The sequence below is a fragment of the Simkaniaceae bacterium genome, from assembly GCA_021734805.1.
Lineage (GTDB): Bacteria > Chlamydiota > Chlamydiia > Chlamydiales > JACRBE01 > Amphritriteisimkania.
This window is the reverse complement of the sequence record JAIPIG010000011.1, coordinates 1-16,614: the sequence shown is the minus strand read 5'-3', so window position 1 is coordinate 16,614 and position 16,614 is coordinate 1. Positions and strand designations below refer to the sequence as shown.

Here is a 16,614-nt window from a genome sequence, read left to right as displayed (position 1 = left end):
ACATATATTATCAGACTAAGAAAGTTTAACCATAGGGGCTAACATAAAAGAAAACCGGCTTGCCGGATCATCGCCGGTAATGCGATCTAGCACCGTCTGATTTTTTGAATAGGACCGGTGTTTTTTTAGTTCTTTATAGGCTTGTTTCCAGACCTTAAGATCAACAGATGATTCTTCCATAAAAGCTTTCATTTCCTTTTCTCGCTCTTTGATAACCCGCTTATTGCAATTAAAGATATGCCATAGAGTTAGATGCTTTTTAAACTCAGGAAGCGATGCGACAGCCTTAGATCGAGTGGAATCCTTTTCCCCGTAGATAAATGCCTCGGTATCGAGGTCGTATATGGCTATCCCCTCCCCTGTGAGCTCTCCTCTATCCATTTTCCTCTTCCACTCATCAAAGTCAAACTGATCAATCCCTACTGTTTTAAAGTGATATGAGCCATCTTCATCTGTTTTAAAGTGGATAATGAGATGAAAGGCCGGCTTTGACCAATAAGGTAGACCATAAGTACGCAAAGGCATTGTGATGCCACTCACCACATCATGGGTTAAAGCTATTGGAAATTGTAGTTTGCTGACGTATGGGATCAAATTTCCACTTGCATACATCCCCTTAGGGATCTCAAGAGAGATTGAGGCGACCTTTGAGTCGCCGCAGTTCTCGATAAGCTCTTTAAACGAATATGTGGGGATTTTCCCATCTAGAAAGCAAAGTGAAGATAAATAATCAACGCTTGAACCGGCAATAGGAATCACTTTCATCCAGCTTTCATCTGAAATGGTCCCTTCGGGAAGCGCCCATTTTGCCCCCGGCGGACGTACCTGGTGTTTTAAGTCAATAAGCTCTTCTTTGATATCTTCTTTTTCTGACACTTGAAGCTTCTCAGATTGAGTGGAGCGGAGTTTTTCACTCAGTTTGATTTTGACTCTTTCCGATAGATCCCTTCTTTTTGTTTTTACAGTGCTTGGATACTCATGACTTTTCATTAAGCCGATTTTGAGATCGGCTTGTGTTTTTTGCAAATCGGATAAGTCAGTATCGCTCGCGATGATCTCTATTGTCCGAATCTTTTCTTCTTCGATGAGTAGCTTGGGATTGCTATCCACCTCAATTTGACCAAAATTTTCAAAAGCATTCAGGCTGACTTGTGAAACAAATAAATCGCGATGCTTTTTAAAAATATCTAAGGCTTCTGAATTTGATCTAGCTTGATAGAGAACGAGTTCAGCCGCTTCTGTGCGCAGATTGCGCAGTTTAGCCAAATCACTATAAAAGCAATCTTCTTTGAGTTCTTCTTCTTGCTGCAATAAAAGATGACTGATTAGTCCATTTAAATTGACTTCTAGGCCGAGTTTTTTAAGCGATTTTTGAACTGATGGCGTAAGAGCAATCACCACATTTTGATCTTGACCAAACCCCCTCAGTCTCCATAAGGCTTGAGCAAAGCTTGACCAAGTTGTTTCTCCATTTATTGTTAAAATGCCAATGGCCTCTTTATCTTGAGAAATATCTGAACCAACGGTGTGGGCTTGGTCGTAGAGCGTGATGCGCTTATGTGGAGGCGTACTGTCTGCATCAAATGCCATGACTCTTCTCCCCTGCTTTTGCAAGACTTTAAGCTGCTTATCAGCATCGTAAAAGGCGACGACATCGATTTCCGGACGGTGTAAAACACAATAATCCATGATCCTTTGGGCCGCTTCCAGATTTGATAAATGGCTGTCTGCTTGAAAGAGGGCTCCCGCATCCATAATCGCAAAAGCATTCTTAAATGAAAGCGTTGATTCGATAAGGACTGCTACCGGGTCTTTGCTCTCAGAGGGCTCGTCTAAACAAAGAATGCTCGATGTTTCGCTCTTCAGTTTTGATTGAAGATGCAGAACTGTTTGCCCCATAACGGTATCATCTTTAACAAGTTTTGTCCCCAGTGGGTATGTTGCTGCATTATCCGGGGTTCCGGTGACGACATCAAATTGTGCAAAAGCCGACGCAAAATTCTGAGCATCGGAAGAAATGCTATGAGGAGCAAACCGTATATCTTGGGATGCAATGGTCGACACATAATAGCTAATGACATTAAAATTATAACGCAGCTCATCAATCGTATATTGATCTAAACGATTGCGTTCCGTTTTCAGCGATTTTTGCAGTAATTGTATCACGCCCGATGCCTCTTCGGGAATTTCAAAATCCTTTTCTTCCTGTTTGATATAGGCTTCAAAATGCGATCTGATCTCTGCCTCCTCTTGAAGTGAAAGACCGGTAGAATAGTATTTAAAGTAGGTTAAAAGAGCGGTCAATTCCGTCATTTTAAATGTTGAGCCCTCCTCAGGAGAATTACTACCCGAATAGGGAATAGCAGCTCGCGACACCTGAGAGGGCCCCCAATCGACGTAGGCATTAATAGAGAGGGCATGAGGCAATAGTTTTGTAATCACCCCACGAGCAAAACAGATTCCTTCCCTTTGAGGATGCAGGGTCACATATTCAGGAATTGTTTTGGAATGACCCGACACATACTCAATCACCTCCAAACGATGGCTTGGATCGATTTTAAGTATAGAAATATCAGCCACATAATGGGATAAAAAACCTTTGATTGACTCATGGTATTCTTCTTCGCTTTTAGAAATCAAAGTGTGCTCAAAAGTACGGACATCCTGCCCTGTTTTATGAAAAATCTCAAAATACCCCTGCATTATTTGCTCTAAGATGAGATAAGTATTAGGAGATAGCATTGTTAGTTCCCCAACAGGGAAATTGAGCTCGACCTTGCGCTCAAATAGCTGATGCGCCTCGTCCCCGGTCATATGTCCATGTTGCTTAAATAAATGCAAAATTTCCCGGAGCAAGCTCACTTTTGTATCCGTATCAAGACTTCGATCCCCCTCCATTTGCTCATACAAGTGGGATTTAAGAAGAGCAATCAGTGAGGGAATCGTTTCACGTCCCACCAAAAGAGCCTCACCGGATTCAAGGGCTCTTTTTTGTATTCTTAAAATGGATCTTAAATGTGAAGCGCTACATGTTGATCGATTCACTTCTATATAATGGATCAGTCGATTAAATACGGAAAAGTATTGCCCTGCTAAAAATCGCTTTGTGCTCTCAATGAGGCTATCCGGAATGACGAGAATGGGGATCGTCCCTTTTTGCCAGCTCTTAAATAAGTTCCAAACGTCAAAGAAAAACGTTTTTCCCATCCCCATAATATACTGTCCACAAACGCGTTTTGAGTGGAGGCTTTCTGTAGCGACGCAGAGTGTTTGATCAATTTGCTTGCTTCGCAATATAGCACCTGTCGTTGACTCGAAGACTAAAAAGGAGCGAATGAGGCGATCCCGATCAAGCCCCTTTTTCATCGGCATAGCGAATGAATAATTCCTTTTAGAAAGCAATTTTGAGGCTATCTCCTGCAGTGATGCACCTCCTTTGTTTAATTGGTCAAGAGCAATCTCAGTTTGCTTTTGATAGCTCTCAAGTAAGAAATAAAAGTAGAGCTTCCTGATGGCATGTTGGGCAAAACTGTCATCTTGAGATAAACCAATTAAATGATTGAGCCTTTTAAAATCATGATCCATAAAACAGGTCTTAAGAAGATCAAATTCAATTTTCTTTTTTGTTTTAAGAAAAATCAACTCTTGAATTGCTGTTTTAATCTCATTCATTTGTTGAGAGCAGCCGGTATGCAGTGCCTTTAACGGTTGAATAAGATCCTGTGTTGAAGATCCTTCTTTCAAATGATACTCTAGCTCATCTCCCTCTTTTTCAACTTGAGAGAGATAGGCCTCAACACTTTCATTCATCGGCTCAGACTTCACCCTATGAAGCGTGAGCGCTTCATAACTTTTTCGTGGACGTGGCTTGGAGCGCATCTCACAGACTCCCTCCATTATGTCTAAAAGAGCCGATCGGCAAAGAGCATCTTGTTCATCAAGAACTTTAAAGAAATCCAAAGGCAAATCTTCTCTTAGTACCTTATCCGATAATTCAAATTGGCTTAAGCGGGTTTCAGCTGCTTTTATTTTAGTTAGAGCAATCCATTGTTTGACCGGTGTCATCACTTGTTCCATCTGCTTAACTTGCTCTTTTAGTGCTGTAGCAACCGCTTTAAATTGTGTTGATAACGTGCTCTCAAGTTGATCACAAACGCCTTCGATTTTTACGGGATTTAGGGCATACTTCATGGCTATTAAAGTGCCTGCCGTTGCCAAAACCCCACGATGAAACAGAGGGGATCGAACGAGGAGGCCGGCTTCTTTTGCACTCCGATCCAGGCAATGCAGGACCCTCTCTTTAAAATCGACTTCTCTTGATTTAAGTAAATCAACAATGACTTGATTAGGATATGCAATGAGTAATTCAGATTCCTTTTTAGAAAGTTTTTCAGATTCTATGAGAATATTTTCTTTGCCCTTCAATTTAACTCTACGAATATTAAAGCCTTTATGCGCTTGCAAGATGAAATCGATCCTTTTTTTCTCTACCGGCGTGGCCTTCCTCGAGATCGGAACAATCAATCGAATTTCGCGAGTGGCCTCTCTATATAAATATTTTCTTAGCCCCCCTTTAAAATTGAAAAATTCATCACCGGTTTTATCTCTTGAAGATGAATGTAGATACAATTCTTTCAGTAGATGAAAGAGTGCCGTATCTGAAGAGAGCGGGTAAGTTGAAGAATCGTCCAATACCTCTTTTAATTGAGCTCTTTTTTTATCAAAAAGCGCCTGCTCTTCTTTGCTAATAAAATCGATCTCTTTAGATGAGTTAAAGCTTGCAAGAGTTAAATAACTAACAAAATATCTTTGAATCGTTGCTCGAGTCATTGCCCGAGGTGAAACTTCAACATCGCGAATTAAGAGCGGCTGATTCAACATTTTAGTCGTCAAGTGAGGTGCTAATGTTTTGGTTGCAAGATCTACTCCGCCCCTAAGAAGACGCTGTCCAACAGCCTTCACAAAAGTCGTTTTAAGTTGGCTGCTCAATGCTTTCTGTGGTTTAAGAAAAATTTTAGTCGCTTGATCCTTCACGCCGGCAAAACAACTTTGGATGATAGGCTTTGCATCCAATGCATCGAGATCGATTGGGATAGTGGCTTTTTGACGGCGCATATAGATCAATTTCCTTCTAAAGGCGCCAAGAGAGTCTTTAAAAGAAGAGACTTGCGCGCTGTCATGTCTTTGAATCAGAGCATTGAACCTAACTAACGCTTCATCCCCTAAGAAAAATTCGATAATCGACTGAATGCCTTCTCTTAATATTTCAGGATATGATCCGGCATCTAAAAATTTCGGCAAGAGATCAACGGCTCTTTCAATGAGCTCAAGCTCTTCTTGTTCGGTAAATAAAAGATGATCGATTACACCATTTTTAACATATTTGTCGTATTGGGTTAGCCCATAGATCAGAATGAATACATCGAGGAATGATTGCCCATAATGGCCACTCAAGTCACTCTTTTCTAAGTAGGTCTTTATTAAAGACAAGAAAATGGGAATATCTTCATCCCCTGAAAAGATACTGCTATTGCTTAAGATGAACTGCCCTAACAGCAATCGACTCTTTTCATCAATACCTTCAATGCTATGCAGCTGTTTGACCCGTTTGATATAAGCATAAAAATCTTCTTTTCTATTTTGATTATAAGCTCGGATCGCTAAATGCAAAGCACCGTAAAAATCAAGCGATGCCACCTCAAAGCCCCTGCTGTTGATTTTCACAATTCGAGCTGATGTTAAATCAGTGCTGTGCTGTGGTATCCTTTTCTGCATTAACCTTGTGAGGTGTGATGAAAAAAGGCTCGGTAACTTGCTAGAAACCCAATGAGTTGCTAAGCGGATGGGAAAGGAATGAAATTGGATTAAAACATAGCGATCTTTCTTTTCATCTTCTAGACAGAGAAAATCCCCATAATTCTCACATAAGGGCTCATGCTGATTGACGCTCAGAAATAAAGAGGGGTTTTCATCAAAATAAGCTTTCCCATTCTTCACCGTAAACGTAAATTCAGTTGTATCGCGAAGCAAGACGATTTTATCGAGGCTTTCAGTTGGGCTTGTCGCTTTTGTGAAACACTCTACATCTGTAGCAAACCACTTTAATGGTGTGAGATGATCTGTCCTTTTTGTGTAGGGTAGGAAAAGCTCCCCATTCATTAGATGGGTAGTTTTAAGAAAATCGTTTAATTCACCCGAATACTTGAGCCAATCCGTCTGAACCTTTAAATGCTCTTTTTGATAAAGAGCCAGTGATTTACTTTCTGCCCAATCCCCTACTGATGAAAAGTAAACAACATCTTCGGAAACTTTAATAAATTCATAGAGTTGAGCATCGATAACTTTAAATACTTTTTCTGTCGTTAAATCGACATAGCAATCCAGTTCGGGAGAAAACCGGATCAAAGGCGTTTCTTTGCTTAAAGAATCCTCCCAATAAAAAGCATCCCTAACCAAACCTTCTACGAGCTCATCTTCGGTTTTTGAAAAAGCGGTTGGATAAGTCATTTCCGTTTGATTGAGGAAGATCTCTTCAGGGGATAAGGTGGCTTTATTGGCCTTGCGAGTCAATCTCTTTCCTAATAGCTTTCGCAGATCGACTTCATTTATCTTCCCCTCTTCTAAAACATCCGCTCTTAAAATAGGCCACTCTTTAGCGCTCCATTCCCCTCGTGCAAGAAGCAATGTATCGATATTTTGAGCAGCTAGATAGTGCTTTGCTATGGGTCTAGCCAGATGGGGTTTCTCAATTAAACCGATCCGTAAATGAGGAGGGTGTTTTTCATCAATGACCTTCCTATACGGAGTGGTGAGTAGAATAAACTGGGTCAGGGCACAAGCAATGAGCGCCTCATCGGCCATTTCAGCATCGAGCTTTTGATCCATCAAGAACGGTGTAATATGAGCTAGACAATAAAAGATGAGACAATCTTTATGATTGTGCTCGGTTCTTATGGTATCTAACTGCGTTAAATACTCGTGTCTAGTAAAGGCTTGCCGTGCAATGACTTCTTTTTCAGATGGGAAGCGCGCCATTAGTCGCATTTTGACTCGCTCTGATAAGAGAAATATTTCAAACGAAATTTTGTGCCTAAGCTTAAATATATTTTCCTTTTCAAGGTTGAGATAGGCGTTCATAATCTCTAGTGCATGCAACCCTTCATCTATTGAAATTTCATCAATAATCTCATCAATTGAAGCATCGACAGAATAATAACGAAGTCCCCCGGATTCTGCTATGTGGTCTAAGGATTTGTTTTTATGCCCATCTTGCAAAAGGCCCATTAGCCTGCGGAACTTCTCGCCGGGATTAAGATCAGCCATCTTTGCCAAATTTCGGTATGGGGTACGATCATCTTGACGAAATTCAACGCGATTTTTAAGGAGCAATTGATTGTGAAGTTTTTTATAATATCTATGATGAGATTCTTTAGTCGTATAGCAATGTGAATGCTCCGGTTTTCCGGAATCTAAACTATATAAAGCATCGAAAAGAGCGTCATATCCGTCATATTTTTTTAGTTGCACAGAGATCAATCGCTCTTTTTGAGTGAGATGCCAAGTTGTTGCATCAGCGAAATAATGCCTTCGGTATATAGGATCAAAATACTTTAGATCAGGGATTTTAGCAATGGCAGCAATATGGAGGAAGAGGACTTCTAACAAAGCTGATCTTAAACTGACATCCCATCTCAAAGACGATCGAATCCCCTCGAGGATCGATTTAGCAACCTTTGGATCCGAAGCAAACTCAGTCCAGATCGGATCAAGATCCCCCTTCTCAGTAAAAAGAGGCATTGTCAATACTTGGCTGTCTATCACGTCTTGAAGATAAGAGGCGCGCTTAGAATCGAGATGCTTCATCACTGCACTAAAAAAGAGATTTAAGCTAAGTGTGTGGTTAAAGTAGCATAAAATAGTTGTCCTATCCCATATAGTGTGATGTTGCTTAGCTGCGACTAAAAACTCATCTAGCCTAATCTCTTTTGTCACAAAATCAAGACTTGCTTCAAATAAATAGCTATTCCACTCTTCGAAGGATTTTCCTTGCAGTGACCCCTCTAAACCTAAATCGGCTCGCCCCGCTACCAAAGGCACAGCGGCGATTAAAGGGCTTTCTCTGATTTCAGACGCATCACTAATTGAGGCTTCATCCCCTGAAAGAGTCTGCGGCGAAGCTGAAATGGGCCTTGCCGGCGCTCCTATTATACGAGGTGGTGCCGGATCTACGGGTCTAACTCGACTCATAGAGGCCGCAGCAGCGACTGAATGGCTTTCTCTGATCTCAGGTCTATCACTAGTTGAAGATCTACCTCCTGAAAGAGTCGGCGGCGAAGCTGAAGTGGGCCTTGCCGGCGCTCCTATTATACGAGGTGGTGCCGGATCTACGGGTCTAGCTCGACTCATAGAGGCCGCAGCAGCGACTGAATGGCTTTCTCTGATCTCAGGTCTATCACTAGTTGAAGATCTACCTCCTGAAAGAGTCGACGGTGAAGCTGAAGTGGGCCTTGCCGGTTCCTCTATTATACGAGGTGGTGCCGGCTCTACGGGTCTAACTCGACTCATAGAGGGCGCGGCAGCGACTGAATGGCTTTCTCTGATCTCAGATCTATCACTAGTTGAAGATCTACCTCCTGAAAGAGTCGGCGGCGAAGCTGAGGTGGGCCTTGCCGGATTTAAAGGTCTAGGTTTGACTTCAAGTTTGGATCGCTGTTTAGAGCGCGATTGTAGGGGGATTCGCGGTATAGATTTTGTCTTTTCATGGTGAGTGGGATAACTCTTTTCTTTTAGACCGACAAAAACATCAAAAAGCTTTGTGTCTAAATCGGGTATTAAACCAACTAAAGTTGACTTGATACTTGTATAGTCGATTTTAAAAGCGCGTCGCTGAATCACCCACTCTTGAAAAAGATCGGGCATTGTTTGCAATTCTTTAAACTCGCTCTCACTCCATTCGCGCGCTCTTTGATTTTTGAAGGCTTCAATCAATCCGATATATTTTTCTCTTTGTTCCTCTGTGAATAAAGAGTGTTGCAAGATAACCTTTTGATGCCGATCTAAATGCGCATCAATCCCCTCATTTGAAATCCCCCACGCCTTAAATTCCGGCGCAAATAACGGCTCTTTTGCAAATCCCAACCTTGGAAGAAGAGAATAGGAGAGTGTCATTTCATCGCGCAGCTCTTCTCCTTCCCTCTCCCCTAGATCTATCTCAGGAGGGGCTAAAGCTGCAACTCTCACCCCATCCAATGCTAAAGTAAGCTCTTCCTTTGCTATCGAGACGAGCTTAAATTCATGAATCAAGTCAACGCTTGTTTTTTCATCACTTTTAAGTTCAGCGACTTCATCCTCAGGATTAATCAAGAGAGGGGCCGTTCTTGAAATGCACCGCTCAAGATGTTCAAAGGCTCTTTGAAGCGTATTGATTTTTTCCTGAGTCAGACTGTATTTTAAGACAAATTCTAAAAATTGATTGGGGTAGTATCCGAGACGATAATGAGCAAGCCAATCGCTAGCCTTCTGCATCATGACATAAAGCCCCAGTCTTTCCATATGAAGTGAAACATGCAGGCCAATATAGACAGCATATGGCAATAGCGACAACATGAAGTTGCGCACAAGACGAAAGTAGAGCGCATGATAGTAGGTTGGAATCAATCCCAATAAATAAGTTCCTAAAGAGGCGATGCAAAAGTTCTCACTCACAACGGTTTCAAATAGAAAACCAAGCAGATCGGTTCCGGCTAAGTAACCGGTCATCATTGAAATGCATTGAAGCGCTAAGAAGTGGGAAAAAAGTCCGATTCCAAGTGCAAGCATTTTATCAAGAGGCGTTGCTTGATCAAGAGGCGACTCTGCAAGAGGGATTCCCCCCTTTTCTCGATAGATCTCATATTCTTTCTTTAGCTCTTCTACAACCCGCTCACTGCTTTTACCACAAACAATTTGAAGTGATTGTGATACGGCAGATAATAACGCCTCATCCCACTCCATCGCATCAAAAATAGATATGATTGTTCTCATGAGGAGCGGAGGAATTCTACTCTCTTGGCTAACCTCTCTTTTTTCCGGGATCCACTCGGGAGATACCATCGCTTCTTTAACCGGAGGAGTGGGAGCTTTTCTTGCAGATCGAATATGCCAACGCATGTCATTTAACGTGGCTTTGATCTCTCTATAATCAAATGCATCTTTCGTTAAGGATATGATAGGAGTATCTTCGTCTAAGAATTTAGCATTCTGTTCAAATCGATCAATAAAGTTGAGTAACTTAACCACGACATCTTCATCTGCCTTTTTCAGATTAATAGACCTGAACATCTCGATTAAGTGATAAAACTCAATTAAAAAAAACCCCTGTTCCGTTAAAATAGGATCCTGCTCAAAAACCTGCTCTTGGACGCGCTGCTTCCATAAACTGAGCACGGGATTTAAAGCATAAAAATCACACCGAGTTGACTCTACAACATCGCGTCTTTCTACAGCTTGATCAAAGTGCGATTCGAAGAATCGAATGATACTATCCGTTGGAACCGTTAGGTTTGTTTCAGGAGAGTCTTTGACCCTCTCAATAAACTGATAAAACCGCCCATCAAGTCGATCGCGAGATATGTTTTTAAAACAATAGAGGGGTTTAAAAACTTTTTCTTCGGAAAGAAAAGAGCGCTCACTCTCGCTCGGATCTGAAAACCTCAACTCTAAATCAAATTGATCATCATGCAAATCGATTTTTAAATCCATTTGCTGAAAGGGGTTGATCGTCACACCACAAGAGTTGAAAAACATCTGCATTTTGAGTGGTAGATGGGATAAAATCGCATCGAAGGCATCTAAGCTAACTTGATCTAAACACTCTAATCCGAGTTTTTTCCCAAATCGAACAAGTACGGTTTTAAGCGCACCCCCTGCTTTGAATGAGTCATCGAGTTTTTCGGCGGTGAGCTGCTTTAAGAAATATTCGGGAACATGACTCAATCCATCATTCGCTAAGCTAACCAAGAGGTTTTCAATCATTTTTTCTTTTACAACTTGGGGAAAAGAGAAAGAAGAGAGCGGAAAAACCTTTTCAAAATCCCCAAAATATCGAGAAAATTCCCCTTTTAAACCATTGAAAAATGTGGGATTAAGTTCTTGTAACTCATCGAATCGCTCAATGAGCATATCTTTAAGCTTAGGCAGAAAATGGGGGTCTAAAGCCGGAAGTGTTGGGATTTTTGGATAGCATGTCCGGTAAACCCTTTTCGCAGTATGGTAATGGGCCATCACTTTGCTTCCGGTAGCAAGGGCATAATCGATTTTTTCAATGCCGCGATCAACGAGAGGTTTCGTCTTATCGGGAGCCATTGTCCGGTACCAAATAAAATTGCCCCTTATTAAGCATAGGAGATCCCTAGCCGATTCAAAAACACCGCTTTCTCTTATCGATGAGAAAGCGCGCTCTTTAAACTCAACTGCTTTCAAAACAAAACTGCTATAAAAACCACTTTCTAGCATAACTTAATAAACTTTTTATTTTACAAATCAAATTATAACATAAATTAACTTATAAACATAATTAAAAACCTCAACCCCCCAAAAGTGTAATATCTTGAATGACAGTGGTTTATATTTTTATTTTTAAATCGGGTTGAGAACATCTATCATGTTTTTTATACTCCTTACGGTTTATGAAAAAATATAATACAAGCCCTTGACAAACAAGAGCTTGCGGTGTAGGAAAATCTAATAATTAATAACTTAAAAAGTAAAAAGGAGCACAAAATGGCCGCGATTAGTCCATATTTAGAACTTATTTCTGAAGTTGAGAGAGAATATGGCTCAAGCATTGTCTTGGGAATAAATGAAGTGCAAGGGCTCATTGCTCCTCATCAGCTCCTTTACTCAGATGGGATCTTTTACCCCGAAGCGCCTCTAAGGCCCGGAGAGATAAGGAGAGTTCTTGCCGACCGAGACCCCTCTTTTACCCTCGAAATTTTAAATGGGCAGCCCCATGGACGATTTCGCTTACTACGCCGTCCTGTCGATTCCGAGCATTCAGAGTGGCTTAAAAAGTGATGGGAGGATAACATTTTCTTGCCGTAAAAGGGGTAAGGCACTATCTGACAAAGATATACCGAAATGAGCAGATGAACGCTATATCCCCCAATCGGCATGAATAAAATCATCACTAATTACAAATACCTTAATGGGATCATTTTTTATATTATTTGGTATGCGTGCGTCTATGGGGCTTGCCTTAACTTTGAGCTATTAGGCGTTCTCACCGGCGTGATTCTGATCCTTGTTCACTTTATTATTTCTAAGAAACGCAAGAGCGACTTGATTATCTTAGGGGTCTATTTAGTGATTGGAGTGATTGGCGATTGGCTCCTCATTTCAACAAGAGTCATTGCCTACCCTTTTGTCACCTATGACATCATGACTATCGGGGTTCCCCTTTGGATTTTAATGCTCTATGCCTCCTTTGCCATTACCGTTAACCACTCCATGGTGATGATTCATCGCTATCCAAAGACCTGTAGCTTTCTTGGCGGAATTGGAGGGGCTATAAGCTATTACCTTTCAGCCCGCATTGGCGCCATTATCCTTCCCCTCGGATGGGTTTCTTTCCTCGGAATTGCACTCTACTGGTTTTTCATTTTAATGTTTTCTAAACGACTCCATGACTTTCTAGTGCCTATACCGAAATAACCCCAATTCAACTCATTTCGGTATATTAATAATTTTAAAAAAAACAATTAAACTAAATTAAGTTTTATACTATAATTAGTTTTAATTAAAACTTAATATTGGTTTTTTATGAATAATTTCTCTCCGGATATTGCACGTGAAATTATAAGTTATTTGGAAATAGGAGATATAGCCGAACTCTTTCGCAAACCCACCCCACCCCCTTCCGGGATAACTGCGTGCATTGCTAGAGCATTGGGTTGTGATACTCAACCTAAAAGGGGAAATCCCCTTCTAAAGGGTTTAATAACAAAAGAACCTAAAGATCCGGAAGGGCCTAAAGATCTAAGAAAATATGGTTTTATTATTACTATAGCAGCCAAGCGCTATGGCTTTCAATTCAGTACTGTGGATAAAGCCACAGCCACTCGCGCCGGCGAATATATACGGAATCTTTTTGTCATCATACACAGGCTTCATACGACTCCCAACTGCAGAGGCAGAATATCCGGACCTATTTTTCAAAATCGTTTTGAAAGATGGCTTTTAGATTCAGAAAATCGCACACCACAAAGATTTGTAGAGAAGCGAGCTAGAGCGGCATTTTTCGAGGCTATCAAATCCGATTTTCCGCTTCTCGCCCGTCGACTTATTCAGTCTAGACTAGATCCCAATACAAGAAATAATGATGAAACCCCACTGTTATCACTATCAGTAGGTTATCCCTCAGTGACTAAAGCGCTATTAAGTGCCGGAGCAATCTCTACACTAACTAATTTATCGGCAGAGACTCCCTTACATTTTGCTGCTAAAAGAGGTGCGCTATCTGTTGTTGAGCAACTACTTAGCGCAGGAGCTCCCATTGACCCTATAAATTCAAGTGATGCATCACCTTTGATCGAAGCCTGCCGAAGTGGACACCATAAGGTCGTCTCCTTTTTAGTAGCTCGTGGAGCCAACTCCCATCTAAGAACGAGGCATCATGGTCACTGTGCCCTCCATTATGCAATAGAAGCAAATAGCCCGAATTCTGTTGCTGCTCTATTAGCATCAGGTGTTTCTCCTAACGTATTAGATCGAAATGGAAAGACCCCCTTAATATTGTGCCTTAGTAGAAGGATGCCTTGGGGGAGCCAAGATTCTCAGCATGAAATAACTAAGCTACTTATAGGCGCCAAAGCCGATTTAGAGATTCTACCAACTCGTGACAATCCGCTTAGACCGGAAGATGAGACGAGGCTAACCGCTTTAATGCATGCAACTAGATTCCGTGATTTAAGAAACCTCGCGCTTCTCATTGCATCGGGAGCTAATCTCAATCAAGTAACACCTCGAGAACATAATACGGCATTAATGCTTGCTGTAGATTGTAGGAATTTAGGAGCTGTTAAAATGTTATTAGATGCCGGAGCAGATCCCCACCTAAAAAATTCGAGTGGTAGAACTGCCATACAGATGGCACGTCCAGAGGGTTACACGGACTCTCGGGATATTTGTGAAGAAATAAGAGCCCTTTTAAGAGCAGCTATGAAATAATCCCAGTATATATGTTTTAATAAAAATAATGAATTGTGATATCCAAACGATTATGTGTATATAATAATTTATTATGCTTCTTATATTTGTAATATTTATATTGACAGGTGCTATTGCCGGAATACTATCCGGTTTGATTGGTATTGGAGGCGGGGTCGTTGTCGTCCCCTGCCTTTATTATACACTTGCATTTCTAAAAGTACCCCAAGAAGAATTGATGCAAATCGTTTTGGGTACATCACTTGCAACGATTGCTTTTAATACGTTGGTTTCATCAACAGCGCATTTCAAAAAGAAGGGCGTTCTCATCCGCCCACTAAAGCGAATGACTCCCGGTCTTATTTTAGGTGCTATTGCCGGAGCAACACTTGCCAACTTTTTACCAAGTAGTGGCCTTAAATTAATCTTTGCAGTCTTCGAGATCGCCTTAGGCGTCTATTTCTTTTTTTTGGGGCCGGAAGAAATTGCAGATACGAATAAATTGCCTAAAATCCTTGCCATGTCATCTATGGGATTGGTGATTGGCGCCCTATCCGCTCTTTTAGGGATTGGGGGTGGGGTCTTAACCGTTCCAACATTACTATTTTTCAAGGTTCCAATGAAAAAAGCCATCGGCACTTCAGCTGCTGCCAGCTTCATCATTGCCGTTGCCGGAACAATCTCCTATCTATTTTATGGGATTGGAACTCTAAGTATTAAATTTACTATTGGATTTGTTTACTTACCGGCTCTTTTAGCTATTTGCGGAGGATCCCTTATCGCAGCTCCGCTCGCAGTTGAGCTGGCTCATCGCCTTCCGACACAGATGCTTAAAAAGATTTTTTCCGTCGTTTTAATCGCGATCGGAATTTTTATGATTGCGAAGTAGGCTTCTTTGTAATAACGCAAACCGTGCGAGAGAAATGGGGGTTTACCTCAACAGCGGAAATATGTTTGCCATATTCTTTGATTTTTTTGATTTCAAAATCAGTCTGTTGCAACTTCCAGTCAATCACGCGCTTAAGAACAAGTCCCTTTTCCAATAAGAGTTTTTTAAATGCATCAAAATGGAGATCTTGCTTTATCGTGAGTCGATGCGTCTCATTGACTTGTGACTGCATCAGCGTTACTCTATCTTTGCCCTGCCCCCTTTCAGGTGTCATCTTAGTATAGCTTCTCTCTTTTTCAGTAGCTTCAGCTTTATGGGAAATATGATGGAATGGATCGCGTTTGAGCTGATAACCGGAAAGTTGGCAATGAGTTTCACTCTCAGCTTGCCTTGTGATGATCAATTCTGCCGAAAAAAGATTGCGTGTTTGAAATAGGTTAGCAATGCGGTCAACGAACTGAAATAATTCATTCGAATCGTCCTTCTTCTTTTGCATTAAGGTCTCATATGTGTTGTATAAATCGGAAAACAAAGTAAAAGATCCCTTTACCAAACCAAAGGTATGACCTTAACACTATCTTAACATTTTATCAAGAAATTATTTTTAATGGACAATTTCCTCTAGATCAACCATTAAATCTTGTAGAGCCGATAAATGATCCTTTGTCAAATGCTCTCTGCGCATTTTTAAACGATGCAATGCGGTTTTTATTTTTTCAATCATTAATTTATTACTGTCTTTGCGCCGCTTATCTTTTTCGGCCGTAGGCAATTTTTCCTTAATGAGCAAAATGGCATCTTCCGGTTTTTCACCCGAATAGCTTTCAATAATCTCAACCTTTTTACCAAGCGGTGCTTGACGAGAAGAAAGGCAATAAGCCACCTTCAGAGGCATGCTCTTTAGTCCCTGCCTTAAACTCAGTGATGGCAGTTGTTGATAAAACTCGTAGTATCGCAAAATATTATAAGCCGTGCGACGAGAGGTAAAGACTCGATCAAGCCATTGAGTAAAAGTTGTTGTCCCATCACCATATTTTCTTAAAATTTCGCGCGCGCGGTAAACCCTTTCACCGACAAGAACAACCTGTTGCTTATGAATCGAACGGATCTCAACCGTGAGATTGCGAATTTCTACAAAATCGCGCCCAACATCTTCTTCTGAAAGTTGCCCCGGCTTAAAACTCTCAAAAAGTAAGAGCTCTAGCTCGCGACTCTCAATCGGGCTGATTTGATTCATTTCTAAATTGTCTTGTTCGATTTCCATAGCGTTATGACTCGATGGCTTGAGGATGATAACTTTTCCGTATTTTTCGAATTCAGAGGTTTTTAGTCAACTCGACTTTTATTAAATGTGTAAAATTTGTCGTTGACATCCTTCTCTCCCTAAAGGACTGACTATTACCCTTGACAGCTCCCCATGGCTAAAGCCAGGGGATTCCTAATTCACAGAGAACAGCTTTGCAACAAATTATTGTTGCCGAGTCTTCCACTCTCTCCAAAGGCTAACCCCGCCAGCCCGACGGTTAAAATATTCTTAGCTG

Annotated in this window: 7 protein-coding genes; 4 read left to right on the top strand and 3 right to left on the bottom strand. The window is 41.2% G+C overall.

The window, feature by feature from the left end:
- Positions 1 to 15: 15 nt before the first annotated feature.
- Positions 16 to 11,493, bottom strand: coding sequence for a DUF3638 domain-containing protein (locus K9M07_03250; protein ID MCF7852240.1), 11,478 nt, complete (start codon positions 11,491 to 11,493; stop codon positions 16 to 18).
- 267 nt (positions 11,494 to 11,760) lie between these two features.
- On the opposite strand from K9M07_03250, the gene K9M07_03245 reads away from it, so the two are divergent.
- From K9M07_03245 to K9M07_03230, 4 genes are all read left to right on the top strand, one after another.
- On the top strand, positions 11,761 to 12,054 hold the full coding sequence (locus K9M07_03245; GenBank protein ID MCF7852239.1) for a hypothetical protein: 294 nt from the start codon (positions 11,761 to 11,763) through the stop codon (positions 12,052 to 12,054).
- Between the two features lie 96 nt (positions 12,055 to 12,150).
- Complete coding sequence (locus K9M07_03240; protein MCF7852238.1) at positions 12,151 to 12,690, top strand: DUF2878 domain-containing protein; 540 nt, start codon at positions 12,151 to 12,153, stop codon at positions 12,688 to 12,690.
- A 108-nt stretch (positions 12,691 to 12,798) separates the two neighbouring features.
- Entirely contained in the window at positions 12,799 to 14,205 is a 1,407-nt protein-coding gene (locus K9M07_03235) for an ankyrin repeat domain-containing protein (GenBank protein ID MCF7852237.1), read from the top strand.
- A 100-nt stretch (positions 14,206 to 14,305) separates the two neighbouring features.
- The gene (locus K9M07_03230; GenBank protein ID MCF7852236.1) at positions 14,306 to 15,073 is read left to right on the top strand and encodes a sulfite exporter TauE/SafE family protein; all 768 of its coding nucleotides are present in this window, start codon (positions 14,306 to 14,308) and stop codon (positions 15,071 to 15,073) included.
- Here K9M07_03230 and K9M07_03225 read toward each other — a convergent pair.
- Entirely contained in the window at positions 15,057 to 15,569 is a 513-nt protein-coding gene (locus K9M07_03225; GenBank protein ID MCF7852235.1) for a hypothetical protein, read from the bottom strand. The two genes, K9M07_03230 and K9M07_03225, sit on opposite strands and share 17 nt — an antisense overlap.
- Positions 15,570 to 15,677: 108 nt before the next feature.
- Positions 15,678 to 16,337, bottom strand: a complete 660-nt coding sequence (locus K9M07_03220) for a pGP6-D family virulence protein (GenBank protein MCF7852234.1) — start codon at positions 16,335 to 16,337, stop codon at positions 15,678 to 15,680.
- Positions 16,338 to 16,614 lie beyond the last annotated feature (277 nt).